The sequence below is a fragment of the Streptomyces sp. FXJ1.172 genome (genome assembly GCF_001636945.3).
Classification (GTDB): Bacteria; Actinomycetota; Actinomycetes; order Streptomycetales; family Streptomycetaceae; genus Streptomyces.
In genome coordinates this window covers 7,304,262-7,324,108 of record NZ_CP119133.2, presented here as the reverse complement: position 1 = coordinate 7,324,108, position 19,847 = coordinate 7,304,262, and the positions used below count along the sequence as shown (strand labels likewise).

The window sequence follows — 19,847 nt, the reverse complement described above, 5'->3', positions numbered from 1 at the left end:
GGCGCCCTCAGGCCGCCGTCCGCCTGCGCCCCACCCACAGCACCACGCCCGCCACCAGCAGGACCCCGCCGGTGCCGCCGGCCAGGGGGCCCGCCCAGTCGGCGGGCGAGGAGGCGGCCTTGGGGGCGTCCGGGCCCGCACCGAAGTACTTCTTGCCGTACGACGCCGAGGGCAGGCTCTGCGACCGGATCCGGCCGGCCGCCTTCAGCGCGGCCGCCGGGTCGATCATGCCGAAGCCCCGGGAGTCGTCCCGGCCGCCCACCGGCGCGTCCTCGGCGGTGTCCTCCAGGAGCCTTTTGACCTGGACCGGGCTCAGCGTGGGGTGGGCCGCCTTGACGAGGGCCGCCGCGCCGGAGACGAAGGCGGAGGCGGCCGAAGTGCCCCAGCCCTCGTAGTACTTGTGGTCCGGGTCGGCGATGACCACGTCGACGCCGGGCGCGCTGACCGTGGCGTACCAGCGGCGGGTCGAGAAGGAGGCGCGGGTGCCGTAGCGGTCGACGGCGGTCGCGACGATGACGCCGGGGTAGGCCGCAGGGTACGAGATGTGGTCGCCCTTGTCGCCGCCGTTGCCCGCGGAGGCGACGACGACCACGCCCTTCTTCAGGGCGTACTGGATGGCCTCGTCCTCGCTCGGCTCGGGGTGCGCGGAGTCCGAGTCGTCGCCGAGGGAGAGGTTGATGACGTCGGCGCCGTGGTCGGCGGCCCAGCGGATGCCCTCGGCGAGGGCATTGCCCCGGGTGGTACGGGCCTGGGTGCGGGCGGGGTCACCGTCCTCCAGGATCACGCGGACGGGCAGGATCTTCGCCTCGGGGGCGACACCCATGACGCCGGCGGAGCCGCCGGGTCCGTGTCCGTGCCCGGCGATGATGCCGGCCATGGCGGTGCCGTGCCGGGCCCAGGTGCGCTCGCCCCGCCTGGCACCGAAGCCGATCATGTCCTTGCCGGGCAGGACGTTTCCGGCGAGGTCGGGATGGTCGTCCTCGACGCCGGTGTCCAGGACGGCGACGGTGACGCCCCGGCCCTTGGTGGTCTGCCAGGCCTCGTCCAGGTGCAGGGCGTCGAGCCCCCACTGCTGGGCGCGGATGCCGTCGGCGTGGGCCGCGGCGCACGGCAGCAGCGTGAGAGCGCCGGTGAGCAGCAGGCTCAGCGCCGCCCCGGCGGATCGCTTCATGAAGGTTTCTCCGTGGCCGTACCGATGTGCTCGCGCAGCCGCCGTTCGATCCGGTCGGCAAGGCCCTGGGCCTCGTTGCCGAGACCTGCCTGGGCGGGTGCGGTGGTGGCGCCGGAGCCGACGGCGTCGGCGGCGGGCTGGGGCGCATCGGTGCTGCGGCCGTCGGCCCAGCCGGAGACGGCGTAGGCGACGACGGGGGCGTCGGTGAGGACGGAGAGGGTCCAGGAGGCGCGCTGTTTGTCGCCGAAGGCGGCCGCGACGGTGCCCTCGGCGGCGTACGGCCGGGGCATCAGGTCGGTGCGCCGGTCCAGGCGCTCGGTGCGCAGGCGGGTGGCGAACGCGGACATGGCGGCGGGGTCGGCCTTGGTGAACAGCAGGCCGACGGTGGTGACATAGCTCTGTGTGGCGTCGGTGTAGGTGGCGCGCAGCAGGCGCTGGCAGCCGAGCGGGGCGAGGACCTTCTGCAGCAGCGGGTCGAAGGCGTGGCCGCAGCCGCTGTCCGGGGCCACGGCGATCCTGGTCCAGGTGCGGTCGGCTCCGCCGGGTCCGGCGCCGGTGCCGTCGACGGTGGGCGGGAAGAGCTGGTCGACGGGCACGCTGTGCCAGAGCGAGGAGGCAGTGGTGAAGTGGTCGACGGCGGCGTCGTCCCCGCCGTCCCCGGTGAGCCAACTCCCGGCCGCGGCACCGCCGATGAGGCCGAGACCGAGCACGAGGCAGGCGGCAGCGGCGGCGGTGCGGTGACCCACCCGGTGCCCCTGCGGCTCGGTGAAGGCCTCGGGCTGCCCGAGCGACACGACGGGCCGCACGGCCGCGCCGGCACTCCAGGACAGCGCCGGGTCCGGCACGGCGCCCGGCCCGGGCGGACCGGTGACGGGATGGGCGGGCGCGAGGGGACTCCAGGCGGTGGTTTCCCGCACGGGCCCGGCGGAGACGGGGACGGGGGCGGCACCGGGGCGCCGGGTCTTCGGGGCACCGGGAACCGGGCGCAGCCGGGTCGTGGTCTCCGACGCCGTGGGCTCGGGCGCCGTAGTCTGCGACGCGGGTACGGGGCGAAGCCGGGTGGTTGTTTCCGGCGAGGTCTCGGCCGGGGCTCCGCGCCGCTGCCGTCCGGCACGCGGCGGCGTGTCGGGGAACCGCGCCGAAGCGGGCGGCGGAGGCGGGCTCACGGGATCGGCTCCCTCGGGCACCACGGGCCGGCGCCCGTCCTCGCTCCCCCGCCCGTCACGCACGGCGCCCCCGGCGGACGTCCGGGAAGCCGGCGGAGCAAAGACCGAAGGCTCGTCGTCGGGGTCGTCAGGGTCGTCGACCGGAGCCGGCTCGGGCACCCGGGCACCGCCCGCGACGGCCCCCCGCGAAGCCTCCACAGGACGACCCGCCGGACCCGCCGGACGCGGCGCCCCAGGCGCACCTGGTGAACGCGGCTGAGTCAGCGGCGCTGACGGAGCGGAGGAGACCGGCGGAGCCGGGGGACGCGGCGTCCCGGCGCCACCCGACGAACGCGCCAGACCGGCCGGGCGCGCCGAGCCCGAGGGCCCGGCCGGCGCGGACGGACTCGGCGCGGTCGAGGGATACGGCGGCACAGCCGGAGCCGACGGGCTCGGCGAAGGCGACGGGCGCGACGGAGCCGACGGGCTCGGCGACGACGGGCCCGGCGAAGACGACGGGCGCGGCGGAGCAGCCGGAGCCGACGGCCCGTGCGCCGCAGACGGGCGCGCCGCAGCCGACGGACCCGGCGAAGACGACGGGCGCGACGGAGCCGACGGGCTCGGGGCGGGGGGTGGGGAAGTGGTGGAGGGGTGTTGTGCAGGCGGCGGTGTGGGTGGGCTCGGTGGAGTCGACGGGCGCGGCGGGACGGGGGCGTGGCGCGCTTCCGTGCTCATGCACCCCCCGTTTCCTCGTGCCCGGGCCGTCCTCGCGTACGCGGGCCCTTCCACCGTTCGGCCGTGCCCGGCGCGGAAGCTCCGTCCCGGGCACGCATACCCGTACGGCCGGACCGGCATCCCGGTTCAGCCGAAGCGGCCGGGCGTGTTCCGCCGTACGTGCGCGTCACTCTACGGGTTGTCCCGCGGAGAAAGAGAACCAGTCCACGCGCCGGGGGCATCTGCCCGGAACGTCCCCCTACCCTGCGGTAATCCTCTCTGGCAGGCTTCCGTCATGACTGCGCGCGCCGCTGACCGGGCCCGTTACGACCGGGCCACCGCCCATCTCGACGCCCCTCTCGCGATCGTGGATCTGGATGCCTTCGACGCCAACGCGGAGGATCTGGTCCGCCGCGCCGCCGGCAAGCCGGTCCGGGTCGCCAGCAAGTCGGTCCGCTGCCGGACCCTGCTGGAACGGGTCCTGGCCAAGGACGGCTTCCAGGGCATCATGTCGTTCACCCTGGCCGAATCGCTGTGGCTCGCACGGTCCGGTTTCGAGGACGTCCTGCTGGCCTATCCGTCCGCCGACCGGGCCGGCTTCGCGGAACTGGCGGCCGATCCCAAACTCGCCGGCGCCGTCACCGTGATGGTGGACGACGTCGCCCAGCTCGACCTCATCGACGCCGCCCGCGACGGTGGACGTGAACTCATCCGCGTGTGCCTGGAGTTGGACACCTCGCTGAAGCTGCTGGGCGGCCGGGTGCGGGTCGGGGCCCTGCGCTCTCCGCTGCACTCCGCCGCCCAACTGGCCGACGTGGCACGGTCGGTGGCCCGGCGTCCGGGTTTCCGGCTGGTGGGGATCATGGCGTACGAGGGACACATCGCCGGGGTCGGGGACGCGGTGGCCGGGCGGCCGTTCAGGTCGCGGGCGATCCGGCTGATGCAGGCCGCGGCCCGCCGGGAGCTGGCCGAGCGGCGGGCCGCGGCCGTGCGTGCGGTCCGGGCCGTCGTCCCCGGCCTGGAGTTCGTCAACGGCGGCGGCACCGGCAGTGTGCAGCACACCGCGGCCGAGGACGCCGTGACCGAGATAGCGGCCGGTTCGGGGCTGTACGTGCCGCGGCTGTTCGACAACTACACGTCGTTCACCGGCCGTCCGGCGGCCCTGTTCGCCCAGCCCGTCGTACGCCGGCCGGGCGTCGGGGTCGTCACCGTGCTCGGCGGTGGCTATCCGGCCTCCGGCGCGGCCGGCCGCGACCGGCTGCCGGTGCCGTACCTGCCCGAGGGGCTGGCGTACGACCCGCAGGAGGGCCCCGGAGAGGTGCAGACCCCGCTGCTCGGCTCGCCCGCCGACGATCTGCTGATCGGCGACAAGGTGTGGTTCCGGCACGCCAAGGCGGGCGAGCTGTGCGAGCGGTTCGAGGCACTGCACCTGGTCGAGGGGGACACGGTCACGGCGACCGTGCCCACCTACCGGGGTGAGGGACGGACCTTCCTCTGACAGGCCCTACAGGGGCGTGACGTACGCGCCCGCGATTCCGCCGTCCACCAGGAAGTCGGTGGCGTTGACGAAGGAGGAGTCGTCGCTGGCCAGGAAGGCGACGGCGGCGGCGATCTCCTCGGCCTCGGCGAACCGGCCGAGCGGGATGTGGACGATGCGGCGGGCGGCCCGCTCGGGGTCCTTGGCGAACAGTTCCTGCAGCAGCGGGGTGTTGACCGGCCCGGGGCACAGGGCGTTGACCCGGATGCCCTCCCGTGCGAACTGCACGCCCAGCTCGCGGGACATGGCGAGGACGCCGCCCTTGGACGCCGTGTACGAGATCTGGCTCGTGGCCGCGCCCATCCGGGCCACGAAGGACGCGGTGTTGATGATGGAGCCCCTGCCCTGGCGGCGCATGTAGGGGATGGCGGCCTTGCAGCACAGGTAGACGGAGGTGAGGTTGACCTCCTGGACGCGCTTCCAGGCCTCCAGACCGGTCTCCAGGATGGAGTCGTCGTCGGGCGGGGAGATGCCCGCGTTGTTGAAGGCGACATCGACGCTGCCGTAGGTGTCGTACGCCGCCTTGAACAGCGCCTCGACCTGCTCGGGGTCGGTGACGTCGGTCTTCACGAAGTGTCCGCCGACCTCGTCGGCGACGGCCTTGCCGCGGGCCTCGTCGACGTCCGCGCAGACCACGTGGGCGCCCTCGGAGGCGAGCCGGCGGGCGGTGGCGAGGCCGATGCCGCTGCCGGCTCCGGTGACGACGGCGGTGCGGCCGACCAGGCGGCGGCAAACAGTTTCTGCGGTCACTGTGCGGGGCCCTCCGTGCTGATGAAGACGTTCTTGGTTTCGGTGAAGGCGGTCAGGGCGTCGGGGCCCAGTTCGCGGCCGAGGCCGGACTGTTTGTAGCCGCCGAACGGGGTCCAGTAGCGCACGCTGGAATGGGAGTTGACGGACAGGTTGCCCGCGCGGACGGACTGCGAGACGCGCAGGGCGCGGCCGAGGTCGCGGGTCCACAGGGAGCCGGAGAGGCCGTAGGGGGTGTCGTTGGCGAGGCGGATCGCGTCTGCTTCGTCGGCGAAGGGGAGGAGGACGGCGACCGGGCCGAAGATCTCCTCGCGGGCCGCCTCGCCGTCCGGCCGCTCCCCCGTCAGGACGGTCGGCGGGAACCAGAAGCCGGGGCCGTCGGGGGCGCTGCCCCGCAGAGCGGGGGCGCCCTCGGGGACGTAGGACCGTACGCGGTCGAGTTGCTGACGGGAGATCAGCGGGCCCATCTGGGTCTTCTCGTCGGCGGGGTCGCCCACGACGACGACGGCCAGCGCGTCGGCGAGGAACTCGCGGGCCTCGTCGTAGACGGACTCCTGGACCAGGATGCGGGTGCGGGCGCAGCAGTCCTGGCCGGAGTTGTCCAGGAAGGAGAACGGGTTCAGGGCGGCCTCGAGATCGGCGTCGGCGAAGACGACGTTGGGGCTCTTGCCGCCGAGTTCCAGGGTGACCGGCTTGACCAGGCGGGCACAGCGCTCCATGACCTCGCGGCCGGTGCGGGTGGAGCCGGTGAACACGATCTTGGCGACGTCCGGGTGGTCCACCAGGGCACGTCCGGCGGTGTGGCCGTGGCCGGGCAGCACCTGGAGGACGTGCTCGGGCAGGCCCGCCTCCAGGGCGAGTCCGGCGAGGCGGAGCGCGGTGAGCGGGGTGGTCTCGGCGGGCTTGAGGACGACCGCGTTCCCGGCCGCGAGCGCCGGGAAGGAGCCCCAGGCGGCGATGGGCATGGGGAAGTTCCAGGGGGCGATGACACCGACCACGCCGAGGGGTTCCTGGAAGGTCACGTTCCAGCCGCCGGGCACCGGGATCTGCTTGCCGAGGAGGCGCTCGGCGCCGCCGGCCGCGTACAGCAGCAGGTCGCGGGCGTTGCCGGCCTCCCAGCGGGCGTTGCCCACGGTGTGCCCTGCCTCGCGGACCTCCAGCTGGGCGAGTTCCTCGAGGTGGGCGTCGACCACGTCCGCGAAACGCCTGAGCAGCCGGGCCCGGTCGGCGGGGGCGAGGGCGGCCCACCGGGTCTGGGCGCGTACGGCCCGTACGACGGCGGCGGCCACGTCCTGTTCGCTCGCGGCGGGGACGGTGGCGACGACCTCTTCCGTGGCGGGGTTGAGGACCTTCAACTCGTCTGAGTCGGACACGGATCGACCTTTCACGGGCTGGCTCACAGGCGTTCGAAGGAGCGGCGCAGCTCCCAGTCGGTGACCGCGGCATCGAAGGCCTCCAGCTCGACGCGCGCCATGTTGCGGTAGTGCGCGACGACCTCGTCACCGAAGGCCGCCTTGGCGATGGGGCTGTTCTCCCACAGCTCGGCGGCCTCGCGCAGGGTCGTCGGGACGTGGGCGAGGCCGGCGGTGTACGCGTTGCCGGGGCAGGGTTCGGGGAGTTCGAGTTTCTGCTCGATGCCGTACAGGCCCGCCGCGACGAGTCCGGCGACGGCGAGGTGCGGGTTGACGTCCCCGCCGGGCAGGCGGTTCTCGAAGCGCAGGGAGCGGCCGTGGCCGACCACGCGCAGGGCGCAGGTGCGGTTGTCGTGGCCCCAGGCGACGGCGGTGGGGGCGAAGGAGCCCGGCTGGAACCGCTTGTAGGAGTTGATGTTCGGGGCGTACAGGAGCGAGAAGTCGCGCAGGGCGGCGAGCTGTCCGGCGAGGAAGTGCCGCATGACGTCGGACATGCCGTCCCCGTCGGCCATGGCGTTGGTGCCGTCGGCGCCGGCGAGCGAGAGGTGGATGTGGCAGGAGTTGCCCTCGCGCTCGTTGTACTTGGCCATGAAGGTGATCGAGACGCCCTCCTGGGCGGCGATCTCCTTGGCGCCGGTCTTGTACAGCGCGTGCTGGTCGCAGGTGACGAGGGCCTCGTCGTAGCGGAAGGCGATCTCGTGCTGGCCGGGGTTGCACTCGCCCTTGGCGGACTCGACGGTGAGGCCGGCGCCCGCCATGTCGTTGCGCAGCCGGCGCAGCAGGGGCTCGATGCGGCCGGTGCCGAGGATGGAGTAGTCGATGTTGTACTGGTTGGCGGGCGTGAGCCCCCGGTAGCCCGCGTCCCAGGCCGCCTCGTAGCTGTCCTTGAAGACGATGAACTCCAGCTCGGTGCCGACCTGGGCGGTGTAGCCGAGGGCGGCGAGCCGCTCCAGCTGCCGGCGCAGGATCTGGCGGGGCGCGGCGACGACCGGGGAGCCGTCGTTCCAGGCGAGGTCCGCGACGAGCAGGGCGGTGCCGGGGTGCCAGGGGATACGGCGCAGGGTCGACAGGTCGGGGCGCATGGCGAAGTCGCCGTAGCCGCGGTCCCAGGAGGACATCGCGTAGCCGTCGACGGTGTTCATCTCGGTGTCGACGGCGAGGAGGTAGTTGCAGCCCTCGGTGCCGTGGTGCAGTACCTCGTCGAGGAAGAAGCGGGCGGCGAACCGCTTGCCCTGCAGACGCCCTTGCATATCGGGGAAGGCCAGGACGACAGTGTCGATCTCACCGCTCGCGACGAGGGCGTGCAGTTCCTCGACGCCGAGCGGGGGTGTGCGGTCTGCCACGGGAGAGCCTCCTTCGGCGCCTTCGCGCTTTTTCGGCCGGGCCGGGAGCCATAAGGTATTGCTCAGAACCATTGCTTGGGAAGGGGGTACGGCCGGATGTCCTGGGAGAGTGACGCTCAGGGGCTGGGTGACCGGCTCGCTCCGGTGTTGCGGCCGGTGCGGGCCGGCAACGGCTTCGAGGAGGCGCTGGAGCAGATCCTCCAGGTCGTACGGCTCGGTCTGGTGCCCGGCGGGCAGCGGCTGCCGGCCGAGCGGGAGCTGGCCGAGCGGCTCGGGATCAGCCGGGTGACGCTGCGCGAGGTGCTGAAGGTGCTCCAGGACCAGGGGCTGGTGGAGGCGCGGCGCGGGCGCTACGGCGGAACGTTCGTCCGGCCGCGCGCGGACGTCGGCGGCGAGGACGAGCTGCGGCGGCGGATCGCCGAGGTCGACATCGAGGACGTGCTGCGCTTCCGCGAGGTGCTGGAGGTGGGGGCGGCCGGGCTGTGCGCGGCGCACGGGCTCGACGACGAGCAGGCGGACCGGCTGCGCGAGGCACTGGACCGCACCCACGAGGCCCCGCTCGCCGACTACCGGCGGCTGGACACCCTGCTGCATCTGACGATCGCCGAGCTGTGCGGCTCCCCGTCCCTGACCGCGCAGTACGCCGCGGTCCGGGCCACGGTCAACGAGCTGCTCGACTGCATCCCGCTGCTGGTGCGCAACCTGGAGCACTCCCAGCGGCAGCACACCGCGCTGGTGGAGGCGGTGCTGGACGGGGACGCGGACGGGGCGCGGGAGATGATGCGCGAGCACTGCGCGGGCACGGCGGCCCTGCTGCGGGGCTTCCTGGCGTAGGACAGCTCTGCAAAGGTATGTATTAACACCTTTAACTGTCCGGGGAGGGCGTCATGACCGTACGACCGCTGATCGGCATCAGTACGTATCTGGAGTCGCGCACGCGCTGGGGCGTGTGGGAGCTGGAGGCGGCCCTGCTGCCGGCCGGCTATCCGCGGCTGGTGCAGCGGGCCGGCGGCCTGGCCGCGATGCTGCCGCCGGACGCGCCCGGGTTCGCGGCGCAGACCGTGGCCCAGCTGGACGGGCTGGTGATCGCCGGCGGTCCGGACGTGGCCCCGGCCCGGTACGGCGCCGAACGCGACCCCCGCACGGGCCCGCCCGCGCCGGCCCGCGACGCCTGGGAACTCGCCCTGATCGAGGCCGCGTTGGACGCCGGGGTGCCGGTGCTGGGCATCTGCCGGGGCATGCAGCTGCTGAACGTGGCGCTCGGCGGGACGCTGGTGCAGCACCTGGACGGACACACGAAGGCGGCCGGGGTGTTCGGCGACCACCCGGTGAAGCCGGTGCCGGGGAGCTTGTACGCCGGGATCGTCCCGGAGGAGGCGACGGTACCCACCCACCACCACCAGGCTGTCGACCGGCTCGGCACGGGACTGGTGCCCTCGGCCCACGCGGCGGACGGCACGGTGGAGGCGATCGAACTGCCGGGGGCCCGGGGCTGGGTACTGGGCGTGCAGTGGCACCCCGAGATGGACGAGGATCCGCGGGTGATGCGGGCACTGATCGCTGCCGCGAGCTGAGCACAACGGCGCCGTCGGGCCTGCGGCCGCCTGCCGGGCGCGGGATGCCTTCGGCGGGATGTCTCCGGTGGGACGCCTTCGGCGGGGTGCCGGGCGGGCCGGCGGGCTGGCGGTTGCGGGTCGCTGCCGGTGCGGGCGCGTGGGCATGGGCGGGTGCGGATCGCTGCCGGTGCGGGCGCGTCGGCGGGCGCGGGGGCGCTGGGCGGGTGCGTCGGCGGGCGTGGGCGCTGGGCGGGTGCGGATCGCTGCCGCTGCGGGTGCGTCGGCGGGCGCTGGGCGGGCGCGTCGGCGGGCGTCGGCGCTGGGCGGGTGCGGATCGCTGCCGCTGCGGGCGCGTGGGCGCTGAGCACGCCCGCGCGGCGCGGTGGCGCGGCGCGGTGGCGCGGCGCGGCGCGGTGGCGCGGCGCGGCGCGGTGGCGCGGCGCGGTGGCGCGGCGCGGTGGCGCGGCGCGGTGGCGCGGCGCGGTGGCGCGGCGCGGTGGCGCGGCGCGGTGGCGCGGCGCGGTGGCGCATATCGGTTCAGCCCCGCGCACAGCCGTACCCCGTCACCCCCGCGTCAGCGACAGCAGCTCCCTCGCCGGCCCCGTCGGCCGGTGGCCCGTCGGCCAGACCGCTCGCAGGTCGCGGCGGAGCGAGACGCCCTCCACCGGGATGCTGACCAGCCGTCGCAGCGACAGCTCCTCCCCCACGACCAGTTCACTCAGGACCGAGGGGCCCGCGCCGCTGACCGCCGAGGCCTTGACCGCCGTGGTCGAGGACAGTTCGATCAGGGGGCGGGCCAGGCCGCCGAGGGCCGCGTCCAGGACCTGGCGGGTGCCCGAGCCGCGCTCGCGCAGGATCAGGGGGGTGGAGGCGAGTTCCTCGGGCGTCAGGGGACGCCGGCGGCGGGCCCAGGGGTGACCGGGGGCGGTGACGACGATCAGCCGGTCGTGGGCGATGACGGTCGAGTCCAGGCCCGTCGGGACCGTCAGCCCCTCCACGAAGCCGAGGTCCGCCTCGCCGGACAGCAGCAGTTCCGCCACCTTCGCCGAGTTGCCGGCGAGCAGGGACACCGCCGTGTCGGGGCGCTCTGCGTGCAGGGCGAGGAGCCAGCCGGGCAGCAGGTACTCGGCGATGGTCATGCTCGCCGCGACCCGCAGGCGTGAGTCCCGTCGGTCCCGCAGCGCCCGCGCGCCCGCGTCGAAGGCCGCCGCCGCCTCCACCACCCGGCGGGCCCAGTCCGTCACCAGGGCGCCGGCGTCGGTGAGCCGGGAGCCGCGCGGCGAGCGGTCGACCAGGGCCACGCCCAGCTGCCGTTCCATCGAGCGGATCCGGCTGCTCGCGGCGGGCTGGGTGATGCCGACCTCGCGTGCCGCCGCGCCGAGACTGCCCAGCCGTGCCACCGCCAGCAGCAGTTCCAGCGCGGCCAGGTCCGGCACCCGGTGTGCCAGGGATCGTGTGCGTTCGTACTGCCCCTCCACCTCGCTCATAAGACCAGCTTATGCCCTGATACAGAGGAACTCCCTGGTCAGGGGCGCACGTCGGCGCGACGGTTGAGTCATGGTCACCGCGCTCCCGCCTGCCCCCGCCCCCTCCGTCCCGCGCGCCGCCCGGGTCCGGCATCTCGGCCCGAACTGGTACGCCGCCGTCATGGGCACCGCCGTCGTCGGCTCGGCCGGCGTCGCGCTGCCGGGGCACGGGACCGTGCCGGGCGGAGTGCTCGCGGGGGCCTGGGCGCTGTCCCTGCTCGCGCTGACGGTCCTGCTGGCGGCCCGCGCCCTGCACTGGGCCCGCCATCGCGACCAGGCCCGGGCCCACCTCCTCGACCCGGCCGTGGCGCCCTTCTACGGCTGCCTGTCCATGGCCCTGCTGGCGGTGGGCGGCGGCGCCATGACCGCCGGGCGGCCCTTGACCGGCACGGGCACGGCCGTCGCCCTGGACGCCGTGCTGTTCACCGCCGGTACGGCGGTCGGGCTCGCGGCCGCCGTGGCCGTGCCGTACCTGATGGCCGTACGGCACCGGGTGGAGCCGTCCGAGGCGACCCCGGTGTGGCTGCTGCCGCTGGTCGCGCCGATGGTGTCGGCGGCGCTCGGTCCGCTGCTCGTGCCGCGGCTGCCGCCCGGGCAGCCGCGGGAGACCCTGCTGCTGGCCTGCTTCGCGATGTTCGGGCTGAGCCTGTTCGCGACGCTGCTGATGCTGCCGCTGGTGTTCGCCCGGCTGATCGGCCGGGGCCCGCTGCCGCTCGCGCTCACCCCGACGCTGTTCCTGGTCCTCGGCCCGCTCGGGCAGTCCACGACCGCGGCCGGCAAGATCGCGGACGCGGCTCCCGGTGTCGTACCGGCCCCCTACGACCGCGGTCTCGCCGTCTTCGCCGTGCTGTACGGGGTGCTGGTCATGGGGTTCGCCCTGCTGTGGCTGGCGTTCTCGGTCGCGCACGTGGTGCGGGCCCGGCGCCACGGCATGGGGTTCGCGATGACCTGGTGGGCGTTCACCTTCCCGGTGGGCACCTGTGTCACCGGCGCCGCGGCCCTCGCCCGGCACACCGGCCTCGCCTGCTACGACGGGCTGGCCATCGGTCTGTACGCCGCCCTGGTCGCCGCCTGGGCGGCCGCCGCCACCGGGACCGTACGCGGCCTGCTCAGCGGCGAGCTGCTCGCAGCGCCTCGCCCAGTACCCGCGGCGCCTCGGCCAGCGACGGGCCGTACCACGTCAGGTGCCGTCCGCTGACCAGGGCGCAGGGCAGGGCGGGGAAGGCCTCCGGGCCGTCCTCGGCGGTGAAGCGGTAGGGCTCGTCGGGCAGGACCACCAAGTCCGGTGCCGCCGCGCGCAGTTCGTCCAGCGGGACGCGGGGATAACGCTCAAGGTGACCGGCGTGGACGTGGTCGATGCCGAGCCGGGCCAGGACGTCGCCCGCGAAGGTGTCCCGGCCGAGGACCATCCAGGGCCGGCGCCAGACCGGCACGACCGCCGTCCTGCGCGCCGGCGGCTCCGGCAGCGCGGCCCAGGCCGCCTCCGCCTGCGCCAGCCAGCGCGGTCGCCCCGGCGCACCGCACGCGGCGAGCACCCGGGCCAGCTCGGCGAAGGCCTGCGGCACGCTGCGCACCTCGGTGACCAGCACCTCGCAACCCGCCGCGCGCAGGGCGTCGAGGTCGGCGGCGCGGTTCTCCTCCTCGTTGGCGATGACCAGGTCGGGGGCGAGCGCGAGGATGCGGTCGAGCTTCGGATTCTTCGTACCGCCGATCCGGGTGACGTCCAGGTCTGCCGGATGGGTGCACCAGTCGGTGGCGCCGGCGAGGACGCCGGGCAGGGTCACGGCCACCGCCTCGGTGAGGGAGGGGACGAGGGAGACGGCCTTCACTAACGGGACCGGTCCTGCATGGCCTCGATGTGTTCCGCCACCGCCACCACGACGACCCGTGTATCCGGAACCGTCGCCCGCCAGCGGTGCCGCACCCCACCGGTCAGGTACAGGGTGTCGCCCCGGCCGAGGCGGTACGCACGGCCCTCGGCCTCGATCTCCACCGCGCCGTCGGCGACGTACATCAGCTCGTCGTTGCGGTGCTGGAACTCGCGGCCGGCCTCGTGGTCGCCGGTGAACTCGGAGGCGTGCAGCTGGTGGTGACCGCGGACCAGGGAGCGCGTGCGCGGCTCGAAGTCGCCCTCAGCGACGGGCTCGGCGCGTACGACGTCCACGCTGGCAGCCGGGTCGGCGGCGGCGAGGAGTTCGACGGCGGTGGTGCGCAGGGCGTCGGCGAGCTTCTCCAGGGAGGTGCGGCTGGGGCGGGCCCGGTCGTTCTCGACCTGGCTGAGGAAGGGCACGGACAGGCCGCTGCGCTCGGCCACGGCGGCGAGGGTCAGCTCAAGCGCGCGGCGGCGTCGCCGGACGGCCGCGCCCACCCGCACGGGCTGTTGCTCTTTGTGGTCGCCCATCGCTCCGGCTCCCTCCCTCGCTCGTCGTGCCGCGGACTTTCCTGATGACTTCTCTGCACCCTACGCATGTTCGGCAAACCGTTTCACGCCGCTGCCACATCCCTGTCATGTCCCCGCGTCCCCACCTTCACGGTTCGCGCCAGTATGTCGCGGTCGTGCACCCCCTCGGGGCGCTCTCCCACCCGGTGAGGAATATGCCGACGAGCTGGGCCGGGAGCCCGGGCTCGGGCCAGGGGAGGTCACGTTCCGTGGTTGGCCGGATCCTTCTCGTACGCTCAAGGGCGTGATTCGGGCGCTTCTGCGGACGCCGAACACCGCGAGGGGCGGGCCGCGCCGGACGCCCTGGGGCGTACGGCGGTGCCCGCCCCTCGGGTGGCGGTCCGCAGCGGTCAGGTCACCCGGCCGCCTGGCTCTTGCCGGCCTCCTTGGCGACCGGGGCCCACTTGTCGACCAGGCCCGGGTGGGCACGCAGCCAGCCGCGCACGGCGTCCTGCTCCTTGCCCTTGCCGGCCTTCTGGATCTGCGACTCCAGGTCCGTGAGCTGCTTCTCGGTCATCGAGAAGTTCTTCAGCCACGCGCCGACCTGCGGATTGCCGGCGCTGAAGCCCTTGCGGGCGAGGGTGTGCACGCCGTCGCCCTTGCCCCAGGCGCCCTGGGGGTCCTGCAGCTTCTTCAGGTCGTAGTCGCTGTAGGCCCAGTGCGGGGACCACAGGGTGACGACGACCGGCTGCTTCCTGGCGTAGGCGCGCTTGAGTTCGGCGAGCATGGCCGGGGTGGAGCCGTCGATCACCTGGTAGGTGCCGTCGAGGCCGTAGGCCTTGAGGACCTTGCTCTTGAGCAGGCCCATCTCGCCCGCGCTGGGCTCGATGCCGACGATCTTCCCGCCGAACTCGGAGGCGTGGTCCTTCAGGTCCGCCAGCGAGTTCACGTCCTTCACGTACGACGGGACGGTCAGCTCCAGGGAGGTGGGGCCGAACCAGGAGCCGAGGTCGTCGAGCTGCTTGCCGTACTTCTTCCAGTACTCGGCGTGCGTGGTGGGCAGCCAGGAGTCGGTCTCGAAGTCGAGCTGGCCGGTGGCCAGGCCGGTGTAGAGGGGGCCGGCCGCGTACTGGGTGGTGGTGACCTTGAAGCCGCGTTCCTCCAGGATCTCCTTCCACAGGAAGGTGGAGGCGACGCCCTCGTCCCAGGGGATGTAGCCGATCTTGATCTGCTTGCCCTTGCCGACGTCCGTGCCGGAGGCCTCGGAGGAGGTGCCGGAGGTGGAGCCGAAGATGCCGAGGCCTCCCGCGACGAGCGCGAGCACGACCACACCGGCGATGGCGACGGCCGGGCGCGGGCGGTACGACCACGCGCGCGTGCGGGCCTTGGCGGCGGCCCTGCGCCCCAGCGGGGAGAGCTGGGTGCCGAGGGCGCCGGTCATCCGGTCCAGGTAGATGGCGAGGACGACGATGCCGACGCCCGCCTCGAAGCCGTAGCCGATGTCGAGCTGGCCGATGGCCTCGTTCACGGCGCCGCCGAGGCCGCCGGTGCCGACCATGCCGGCGATGACGACCATGGACAGGCCCAGCATGATCACCTGGTTGACGCCGGCCATGATGGTCGGCAGGGCGAGCGGCATCTGGACGCGCCACAGGATGTCGCGCGGGGCGGTGCCGAACGCCTCGGCGGCCTCGACCAGGTCCGCGTCCACCTGGCGGATTCCCAGCTCGGTCATGCGCACGCCCGGCGCGAGCGCGAAGATCAGGGTGGCGACGACACCGGCGGCGGTGCCGAGGCCGAAGAAGAGCATGGCCGGGATCAGCAGGACCATCGACGGCATCGTCTGGAGCAGGTCCAGGACGGGCCGTACGGCCGCGCTGACCGCCTTGGAGCGGGCGGCCCAGATGCCCAGCGGGACGGAGATTCCCAGCGCGATCACGGTCGCCACCAGGACCAGGGCGAGCGTGGACATGGCCTGGTCCCACAGCTGGAGCGAGTCGACCAACGCGAATCCGGCGAAGGCGAGGACACCGGCGAGCAGGCCGCGCAGCCACCAGGCGATGAAGGCGAGGATGCCCGCCATCAGCAGCGGCTGGGGCGCGCCGAGGACGGCGTCGATCCCGTTGTACATGCCCTCCATGACGGCCTTGACGGCGTCGAAGAGCCAGGAGAGGTGGCCGACCAGCCAGTTGACGCCGGAGTCGACCCAGTCACCGAGGTGGATCCTAGGCACGGCCGGTCACCTTCTTCCCGTTCTTGTCGCCCCTGTTGTCGCACGCCGTCGGCTCGGCGTCCTCGTCGCCGAGGAAGGCGACCAGCCGCTGCCGGGGCACGACGCCGACGACGGTGCGGTCCTCGCCGAGGACGGCGACCGGGTGGGGCACGCGCGCGCTGATGGCGCACAGCTCGGTGAACGGTGTGTCCGCGGTGGCGGTCTCGCAGCCGCAGTCGGCCTCGTCACCGCGCAGATCGTCGTCCATGACGGCGGCGGCGGTGAGCACCCGGGAGCGGTCGACGTCCTGGATGAAGGAGGCGACGTAGTCGTTCGCGGGGCGCAGCAGGATGTCCTCGGCGGTGCCGGTCTGCACGATCCGGCCGTCGCGCATCACGGCGATGCGGTCGCCGAGCCGCATCGCCTCGTTGAGGTCGTGGGTGATGAAGACGATGGTCTTCTTCAGGGTCTGCTGCAGTTCGAGGAGCTGGTCCTGCATGTCGCGGCGGATCAGCGGGTCCAGGGCGCTGAAGGACTCGTCCATGAGCAGCAGGTCGGCGTCGGTGGCGAGGGCGCGGGCGAGGCCGACGCGCTGCTGCATACCGCCGGACAGCTCGTCGGGCCAGGACGTCTCCCAGCCGGCCAGGCCGCACAGGGCGAGCGCCTCGTCGGCGCGGCGTTCACGCTCGGCGCGGGGCACGCCCTGCACTTCCAGGCCGTAGGCGGCGTTGTCGCGGACGCTGCGGTGCGGGAACAGCGCGAAGTGCTGGAAGACCATGCTGATCTTCCGGGAGCGGACCTCGCGCAGGGCGCGGCCGGTGAGCGTGGTCAGGTCCTGGCCGTCGAAGCGCACGCTGCCGGCGGTCGGCTCCAGCAGCCCGTTGAGCATGCGCAGCAGGGTGGACTTGCCGGAACCCGACAGGCCCATGACGACGAAGATCTCGCCCTCGCCGACCCTGAAGGAGGCGTCGATCACGGCGGCGGTCGTGCCGTCGGCGCGCAGTTCCTCCCGGTCGGTGCCCTGCCTCAGGCGTTCCACTGCCTCGTCCGGTCGTCTGCCGAACACCTTGAACAGGTGCTCCGCCTCAAGCCTGGCTGACACGCGTACCTCTCGTCTCGGGGACCGAACCGATGCGTCCCGGGGTTAGAACCGAGGCCGCGCCTCCCCGCGATCGACATGGTCAAACTTTTAAGTGGCCCACCTCACATCGCCTTGACTGTCAGTGCCGTACGGCATGATGCGAGCGTGACCGGACGACTCATGCTCCTCGACACCGCATCGCTGTACTTCCGCGCCTACTTCGGCGTCCCGGACTCCGTGAAGGCTCCCGACGGCACGCCGGTGAACGCCGTGCGCGGGCTGCTGGACTTCATCGACCGGCTGGTCAGGGACCACCGGCCGGAGCAGCTCGTGGCCTGCATGGACGCCGACTGGCGCCCGCAGTGGCGGGTGGACCTCATCCCCACGTACAAGGCGCACCGGGTCGCCGAGGAGCACGAGGCGGGGCCGGACGAGGAGGAGGTGCCGGACACCCTGGCCCCGCAGGTGCCGGTCATCGAGGACGTGCTGGACGCCATCGGGATCGCGCGCGTGGGCGTCGCCGGGTACGAGGCGGACGATGTGATCGGCACGTTCACCGCGCGCGCGAAGGGCCCGGTCGACATCGTCACGGGCGACCGCGACCTGTACCAGCTGGTGGACGACGCGCGCGGGATCAGGGTGCTGTACCCGCTCAAGGGCGTCGGCACGCTCCAGCTGACCGACGAGGCGGTGCTGCGCGAGAAGTACGGCGTCGACGGGCGGGGGTACGCGGATCTGGCGCTGCTGCGCGGCGACCCGAGCGACGGCCTGCCGGGCGTGGCCGGGATCGGCGAGAAGACGGCCGCCAAGCTGCTCGCCGAGTTCGGCGACGTGGACAGGATCATGGCGGCGCTGGACGACCCGCAGGCCAGGCTCACGCCGTCGCAGCGCAAGCGGCTGGACGAGGCCCGGCCGTATGTGGCGGTCGCGCCGAAGGTGGTGCGGGTGGCCGCCGACGTCCCGCTGCCGGACGTCGACACGGCCCTGCCGCACACCCCGCGCGATCCTGCGGAGCTGGAGCGGCTGGCCGGGCGGTGGGGGCTCGGCGGCTCCCTGCAGCGGCTGCTGACGACGCTGGCCGGATGACCTTGACCGAAAATTTCCGGCAAAGGGCGCTCGCTGCGCCCTTTGAGAAGAGGTGTGAGGGGAGAGCGAGATGCTAACTTAGGTAAACCTAACCAATTTCGCAGGAGGCCGTGATGGCAGAGCGCCCGGGACGTAAGCCTCGCAAGCCCCGTACCGCCCAGGTTGTCCGCACCGAGCGGCTCACCCCGCACATGCAGCGCGTGGTGATCGGCGGCGAGGGCCTCGCCGGCTTCACGGCGGACACCTGCACCGACCACTACGTGAAACTGCTCTTCGGCCCCGCGGGCGTGACCTATCCCGAGCCCTTCGACCTGGAGCGGATCCGCGAGGAGTTCCCCCGGGAGCAGTGGCCGGTCACCCGGACCTACACCGTGCGCGCCTGGGACCCCGAACTGCGGGAGCTGACCCTGGACTTCGTCGTCCACGGCGACGAGGGCCTGGCCGGCCCGTGGGCCACCCGCGTCCGGCCCGGCGAGACCGTGCGTTTCATGGGCCCCGGCGGCGCCTACGCCCCGGACCCGGAGGCCGACTGGCATCTGCTCGCCGGTGACGAGAGCGCGCTGCCCGCGATCGCCCGGGCTCTGGAGAAGCTGCCCGCCGGTTCCCGTGCGCATGTCTTCGTGGAGGTGCCCGGGCCCGAGGAGGAGCAGAAGATCGACTCCGATCTGGAGGTCGTCTGGCTGCACCGCGGGGACCGCCCGGTCGGTGAGGCCCTGCTGGCGGCCGTACGCGCGCTGGACTTCCCAGAGGGCCGGGCGCAGGCGTTCGTGCACGGCGAGGCGGGCTTCGTGAAGGAGCTGCGCCGGCTGCTGCGGGTCGAGAAGCAGATCCCGCGCGAGGACCTGTCGATCTCCGGTTACTGGCGCCTGGGCCACAACGAGGACGGCTGGCAGGCCTCCAAGCGGGAGTGGAACGCCCGTATCGAGGCCGAGCAGGAGGGTGGCGCGGCGGCCTGAGGGCCTACGGTGCCGTCTCGTTGATCTTGCCGAAGGGGATGTGCACGCTGGGCGTGGTCCGCGAGGTGCTCTCCAGGTGGGTCACCTGGTCGTCGAAGAAGATGTGCGGTCGGAGCACCTTCATCACCGCGCCCTTCTCGATCCCGCCGAGGAAGAAGGCGCCGTTGACCCGCACGCCCCACTGCTTGAGGCTGCGCACGGCCCGCTCGTGCGCAGGTGCGTTGCGCGCGGTCACGATGGAGACGTGCACCCGGCTCGGGTGGTCCGGGTCGGCCGCCCGCCGCTCCTCCTCGCGGCGCTGTATCCGGTTCACCCCGGCGAGGAAATCGCGCAACGGCCCGGGATCGTGCGGGGTCGCCGCGTTACGGGCCTCGTGCGCGCGGAACTCCTCCAGCCCGCCCGACTGGTACACCTGCTCGGCGGCGTCACTGGCGAGCACCCCGTCGAAGTCGAACGCGATGCGCAGTTCCCGGTCGGCGGGGTCGTCCGCGTACGACGAACCGAGCACATGCCCGGCCGGCAGGCCCGCGGCGACGGCCTCGCGCACGTCGTCGCCGTCGGCGGACAGGAACAGGGACATGTTCAGCGCGGTCATGAACGCGTACGGCGACCTGCCCTGCATGAACACGGCCCGGCTGATGGGCAGTTCATGGGCCTGGATCGAGCGCATGACCCGCAGGCCGGTGTCGGGGTCGTTGCGGGAGAGGATGATGACCTCGACGAGCGGGTCCGACGGCTCGCCGAGGTCGTTCAGCGACAGCAGCCTGCGCAGGAAGGCGAACGCGACGCCGGGCCGGAGCGTGTCGTCCACGTGCGCTTCCTGGTAGGCCCGGTACGCCTCCTCGCCCTGCTCACGGAAGACCGCGTCCGACTCCCGCAGATCGAACAGGGCACTGGAGGCGACACCGACGACGAGTCGGCCCGCGAGGTCGTAGGACGGCATGCCCCACATCTTCACAGGGAAACCTCGTACCCTTGAAC

At 73.4% G+C, this 19,847-nt stretch carries 18 protein-coding genes; 6 read left to right on the top strand and 12 right to left on the bottom strand.

What is annotated here, in order from left to right:
* Window positions 1–7: 7 nt before the first annotated feature.
* The 3 genes from mycP to A6P39_RS32920 all read right to left on the bottom strand — a co-directional run bounded on the left by mycP (window position 8) and on the right by A6P39_RS32920 (window position 3,055).
* Window positions 8–1,171, bottom strand: a complete 1,164-nt coding sequence (gene mycP / locus A6P39_RS32930; protein WP_067054998.1) for a type VII secretion-associated serine protease mycosin — start codon at window positions 1,169–1,171, stop codon at window positions 8–10.
* Window positions 1,168–2,337 carry a hypothetical protein gene (locus A6P39_RS32925; RefSeq protein WP_234379231.1) on the bottom strand — a complete coding sequence of 390 codons (1,170 nt, stop codon included), beginning with the start codon at window positions 2,335–2,337 and terminating at the stop codon, window positions 1,168–1,170. The genes mycP and A6P39_RS32925 overlap by 4 nt, the downstream gene beginning before the upstream one ends.
* A 127-nt stretch (window positions 2,338–2,464) precedes the next feature.
* Entirely contained in the window at window positions 2,465–3,055 is a 591-nt protein-coding gene (locus tag A6P39_RS32920; protein ID WP_067054995.1) for a hypothetical protein, read from the bottom strand.
* Between the two features lie 270 nt (window positions 3,056–3,325).
* On the opposite strand from A6P39_RS32920, the gene A6P39_RS32915 reads away from it, so the two are divergent.
* Window positions 3,326–4,528: an amino acid deaminase/aldolase gene (locus A6P39_RS32915; RefSeq protein WP_067054992.1), complete on the top strand. Its 1,203-nt coding sequence runs from the start codon at window positions 3,326–3,328 to the stop codon at window positions 4,526–4,528.
* Window positions 4,529–4,534: 6 nt separating this feature from the next.
* On the opposite strand, the gene A6P39_RS32910 is transcribed toward A6P39_RS32915, so the two are convergent.
* From A6P39_RS32910 to A6P39_RS32900, 3 genes are read right to left on the bottom strand one after another with little or no spacing between them, the layout of a single operon-like run.
* Window positions 4,535–5,317, bottom strand: coding sequence for a 3-oxoacyl-ACP reductase (locus A6P39_RS32910; RefSeq protein ID WP_067054989.1), 783 nt, complete (start codon window positions 5,315–5,317; stop codon window positions 4,535–4,537).
* Entirely contained in the window at window positions 5,314–6,687 is a 1,374-nt protein-coding gene (locus A6P39_RS32905) for an aldehyde dehydrogenase family protein (protein WP_067054986.1), read from the bottom strand. The genes A6P39_RS32910 and A6P39_RS32905 overlap by 4 nt, the downstream gene beginning before the upstream one ends.
* A 23-nt stretch (window positions 6,688–6,710) precedes the next feature.
* On the bottom strand, window positions 6,711–8,069 hold the full coding sequence (locus A6P39_RS32900) for a glutamine synthetase family protein (protein WP_067054982.1): 1,359 nt from the start codon (window positions 8,067–8,069) through the stop codon (window positions 6,711–6,713).
* A gap of 96 nt (window positions 8,070–8,165) precedes the next feature.
* Here A6P39_RS32900 and A6P39_RS32895 point away from each other — a divergent pair, with 96 nt between their 5' ends.
* Window positions 8,166–8,903: a FadR/GntR family transcriptional regulator gene (locus A6P39_RS32895; protein WP_067054978.1), complete on the top strand. Its 738-nt coding sequence runs from the start codon at window positions 8,166–8,168 to the stop codon at window positions 8,901–8,903.
* Between the two features lie 53 nt (window positions 8,904–8,956).
* Complete coding sequence (locus A6P39_RS32890) at window positions 8,957–9,643, top strand: gamma-glutamyl-gamma-aminobutyrate hydrolase family protein (RefSeq protein ID WP_067054975.1); 687 nt, start codon at window positions 8,957–8,959, stop codon at window positions 9,641–9,643.
* A gap of 545 nt (window positions 9,644–10,188) precedes the next feature.
* Here the strand turns inward: A6P39_RS32890 and A6P39_RS32885 are convergent.
* On the bottom strand, window positions 10,189–11,112 hold the full coding sequence (locus A6P39_RS32885) for a LysR family transcriptional regulator (RefSeq protein WP_067046064.1): 924 nt from the start codon (window positions 11,110–11,112) through the stop codon (window positions 10,189–10,191).
* Window positions 11,113–11,182: 70 nt separating this feature from the next.
* Here A6P39_RS32885 and A6P39_RS32880 point away from each other — a divergent pair, with 70 nt between their 5' ends.
* Entirely contained in the window at window positions 11,183–12,349 is a 1,167-nt protein-coding gene (locus A6P39_RS32880; protein WP_067046066.1) for a TDT family transporter, read from the top strand.
* On the opposite strand, the gene A6P39_RS32875 is transcribed toward A6P39_RS32880, so the two are convergent.
* The 4 genes from A6P39_RS32875 to A6P39_RS32860 all read right to left on the bottom strand — a co-directional run bounded on the left by A6P39_RS32875 (window position 12,261) and on the right by A6P39_RS32860 (window position 16,845).
* Window positions 12,261–12,980: a helical backbone metal receptor gene (locus A6P39_RS32875; RefSeq protein WP_067046068.1), complete on the bottom strand. Its 720-nt coding sequence runs from the start codon at window positions 12,978–12,980 to the stop codon at window positions 12,261–12,263. The genes A6P39_RS32880 and A6P39_RS32875 overlap by 89 nt on opposite strands.
* A complete protein-coding gene (locus tag A6P39_RS32870; RefSeq protein ID WP_067046070.1) occupies window positions 12,980–13,552 on the bottom strand; it encodes a helix-turn-helix domain-containing protein in 573 nt (190 codons plus the stop codon). Before A6P39_RS32870 ends, A6P39_RS32875 begins: the two co-directional genes overlap by 1 nt.
* Window positions 13,553–13,946: 394 nt before the next feature.
* Window positions 13,947–15,764, bottom strand: coding sequence for an ABC transporter permease/substrate binding protein (locus A6P39_RS32865; RefSeq protein ID WP_067046072.1), 1,818 nt, complete (start codon window positions 15,762–15,764; stop codon window positions 13,947–13,949).
* Window positions 15,757–16,845 (bottom strand): quaternary amine ABC transporter ATP-binding protein, encoded by a 1,089-nt coding sequence (locus tag A6P39_RS32860; RefSeq protein WP_067046074.1) that lies wholly within the window; start codon window positions 16,843–16,845, stop codon window positions 15,757–15,759. Before A6P39_RS32860 ends, A6P39_RS32865 begins: the two co-directional genes overlap by 8 nt.
* A 144-nt stretch (window positions 16,846–16,989) precedes the next feature.
* On the opposite strand from A6P39_RS32860, the gene A6P39_RS32855 reads away from it, so the two are divergent.
* Together A6P39_RS32855 and A6P39_RS32850 are read left to right on the top strand one after the other, a co-directional pair.
* A complete protein-coding gene (locus A6P39_RS32855) occupies window positions 16,990–17,910 on the top strand; it encodes a 5'-3' exonuclease (protein ID WP_067046076.1) in 921 nt (306 codons plus the stop codon).
* Between the two features lie 113 nt (window positions 17,911–18,023).
* The gene (locus A6P39_RS32850; protein ID WP_067046078.1) at window positions 18,024–18,866 is read left to right on the top strand and encodes a siderophore-interacting protein; all 843 of its coding nucleotides are present in this window, start codon (window positions 18,024–18,026) and stop codon (window positions 18,864–18,866) included.
* Between the two features lie 4 nt (window positions 18,867–18,870).
* On the opposite strand, the gene A6P39_RS32845 is transcribed toward A6P39_RS32850, so the two are convergent.
* On the bottom strand, window positions 18,871–19,809 hold the full coding sequence (locus A6P39_RS32845) for a 5'-nucleotidase (protein WP_067046096.1): 939 nt from the start codon (window positions 19,807–19,809) through the stop codon (window positions 18,871–18,873).
* Window positions 19,810–19,847: the final 38 nt, after the last annotated feature.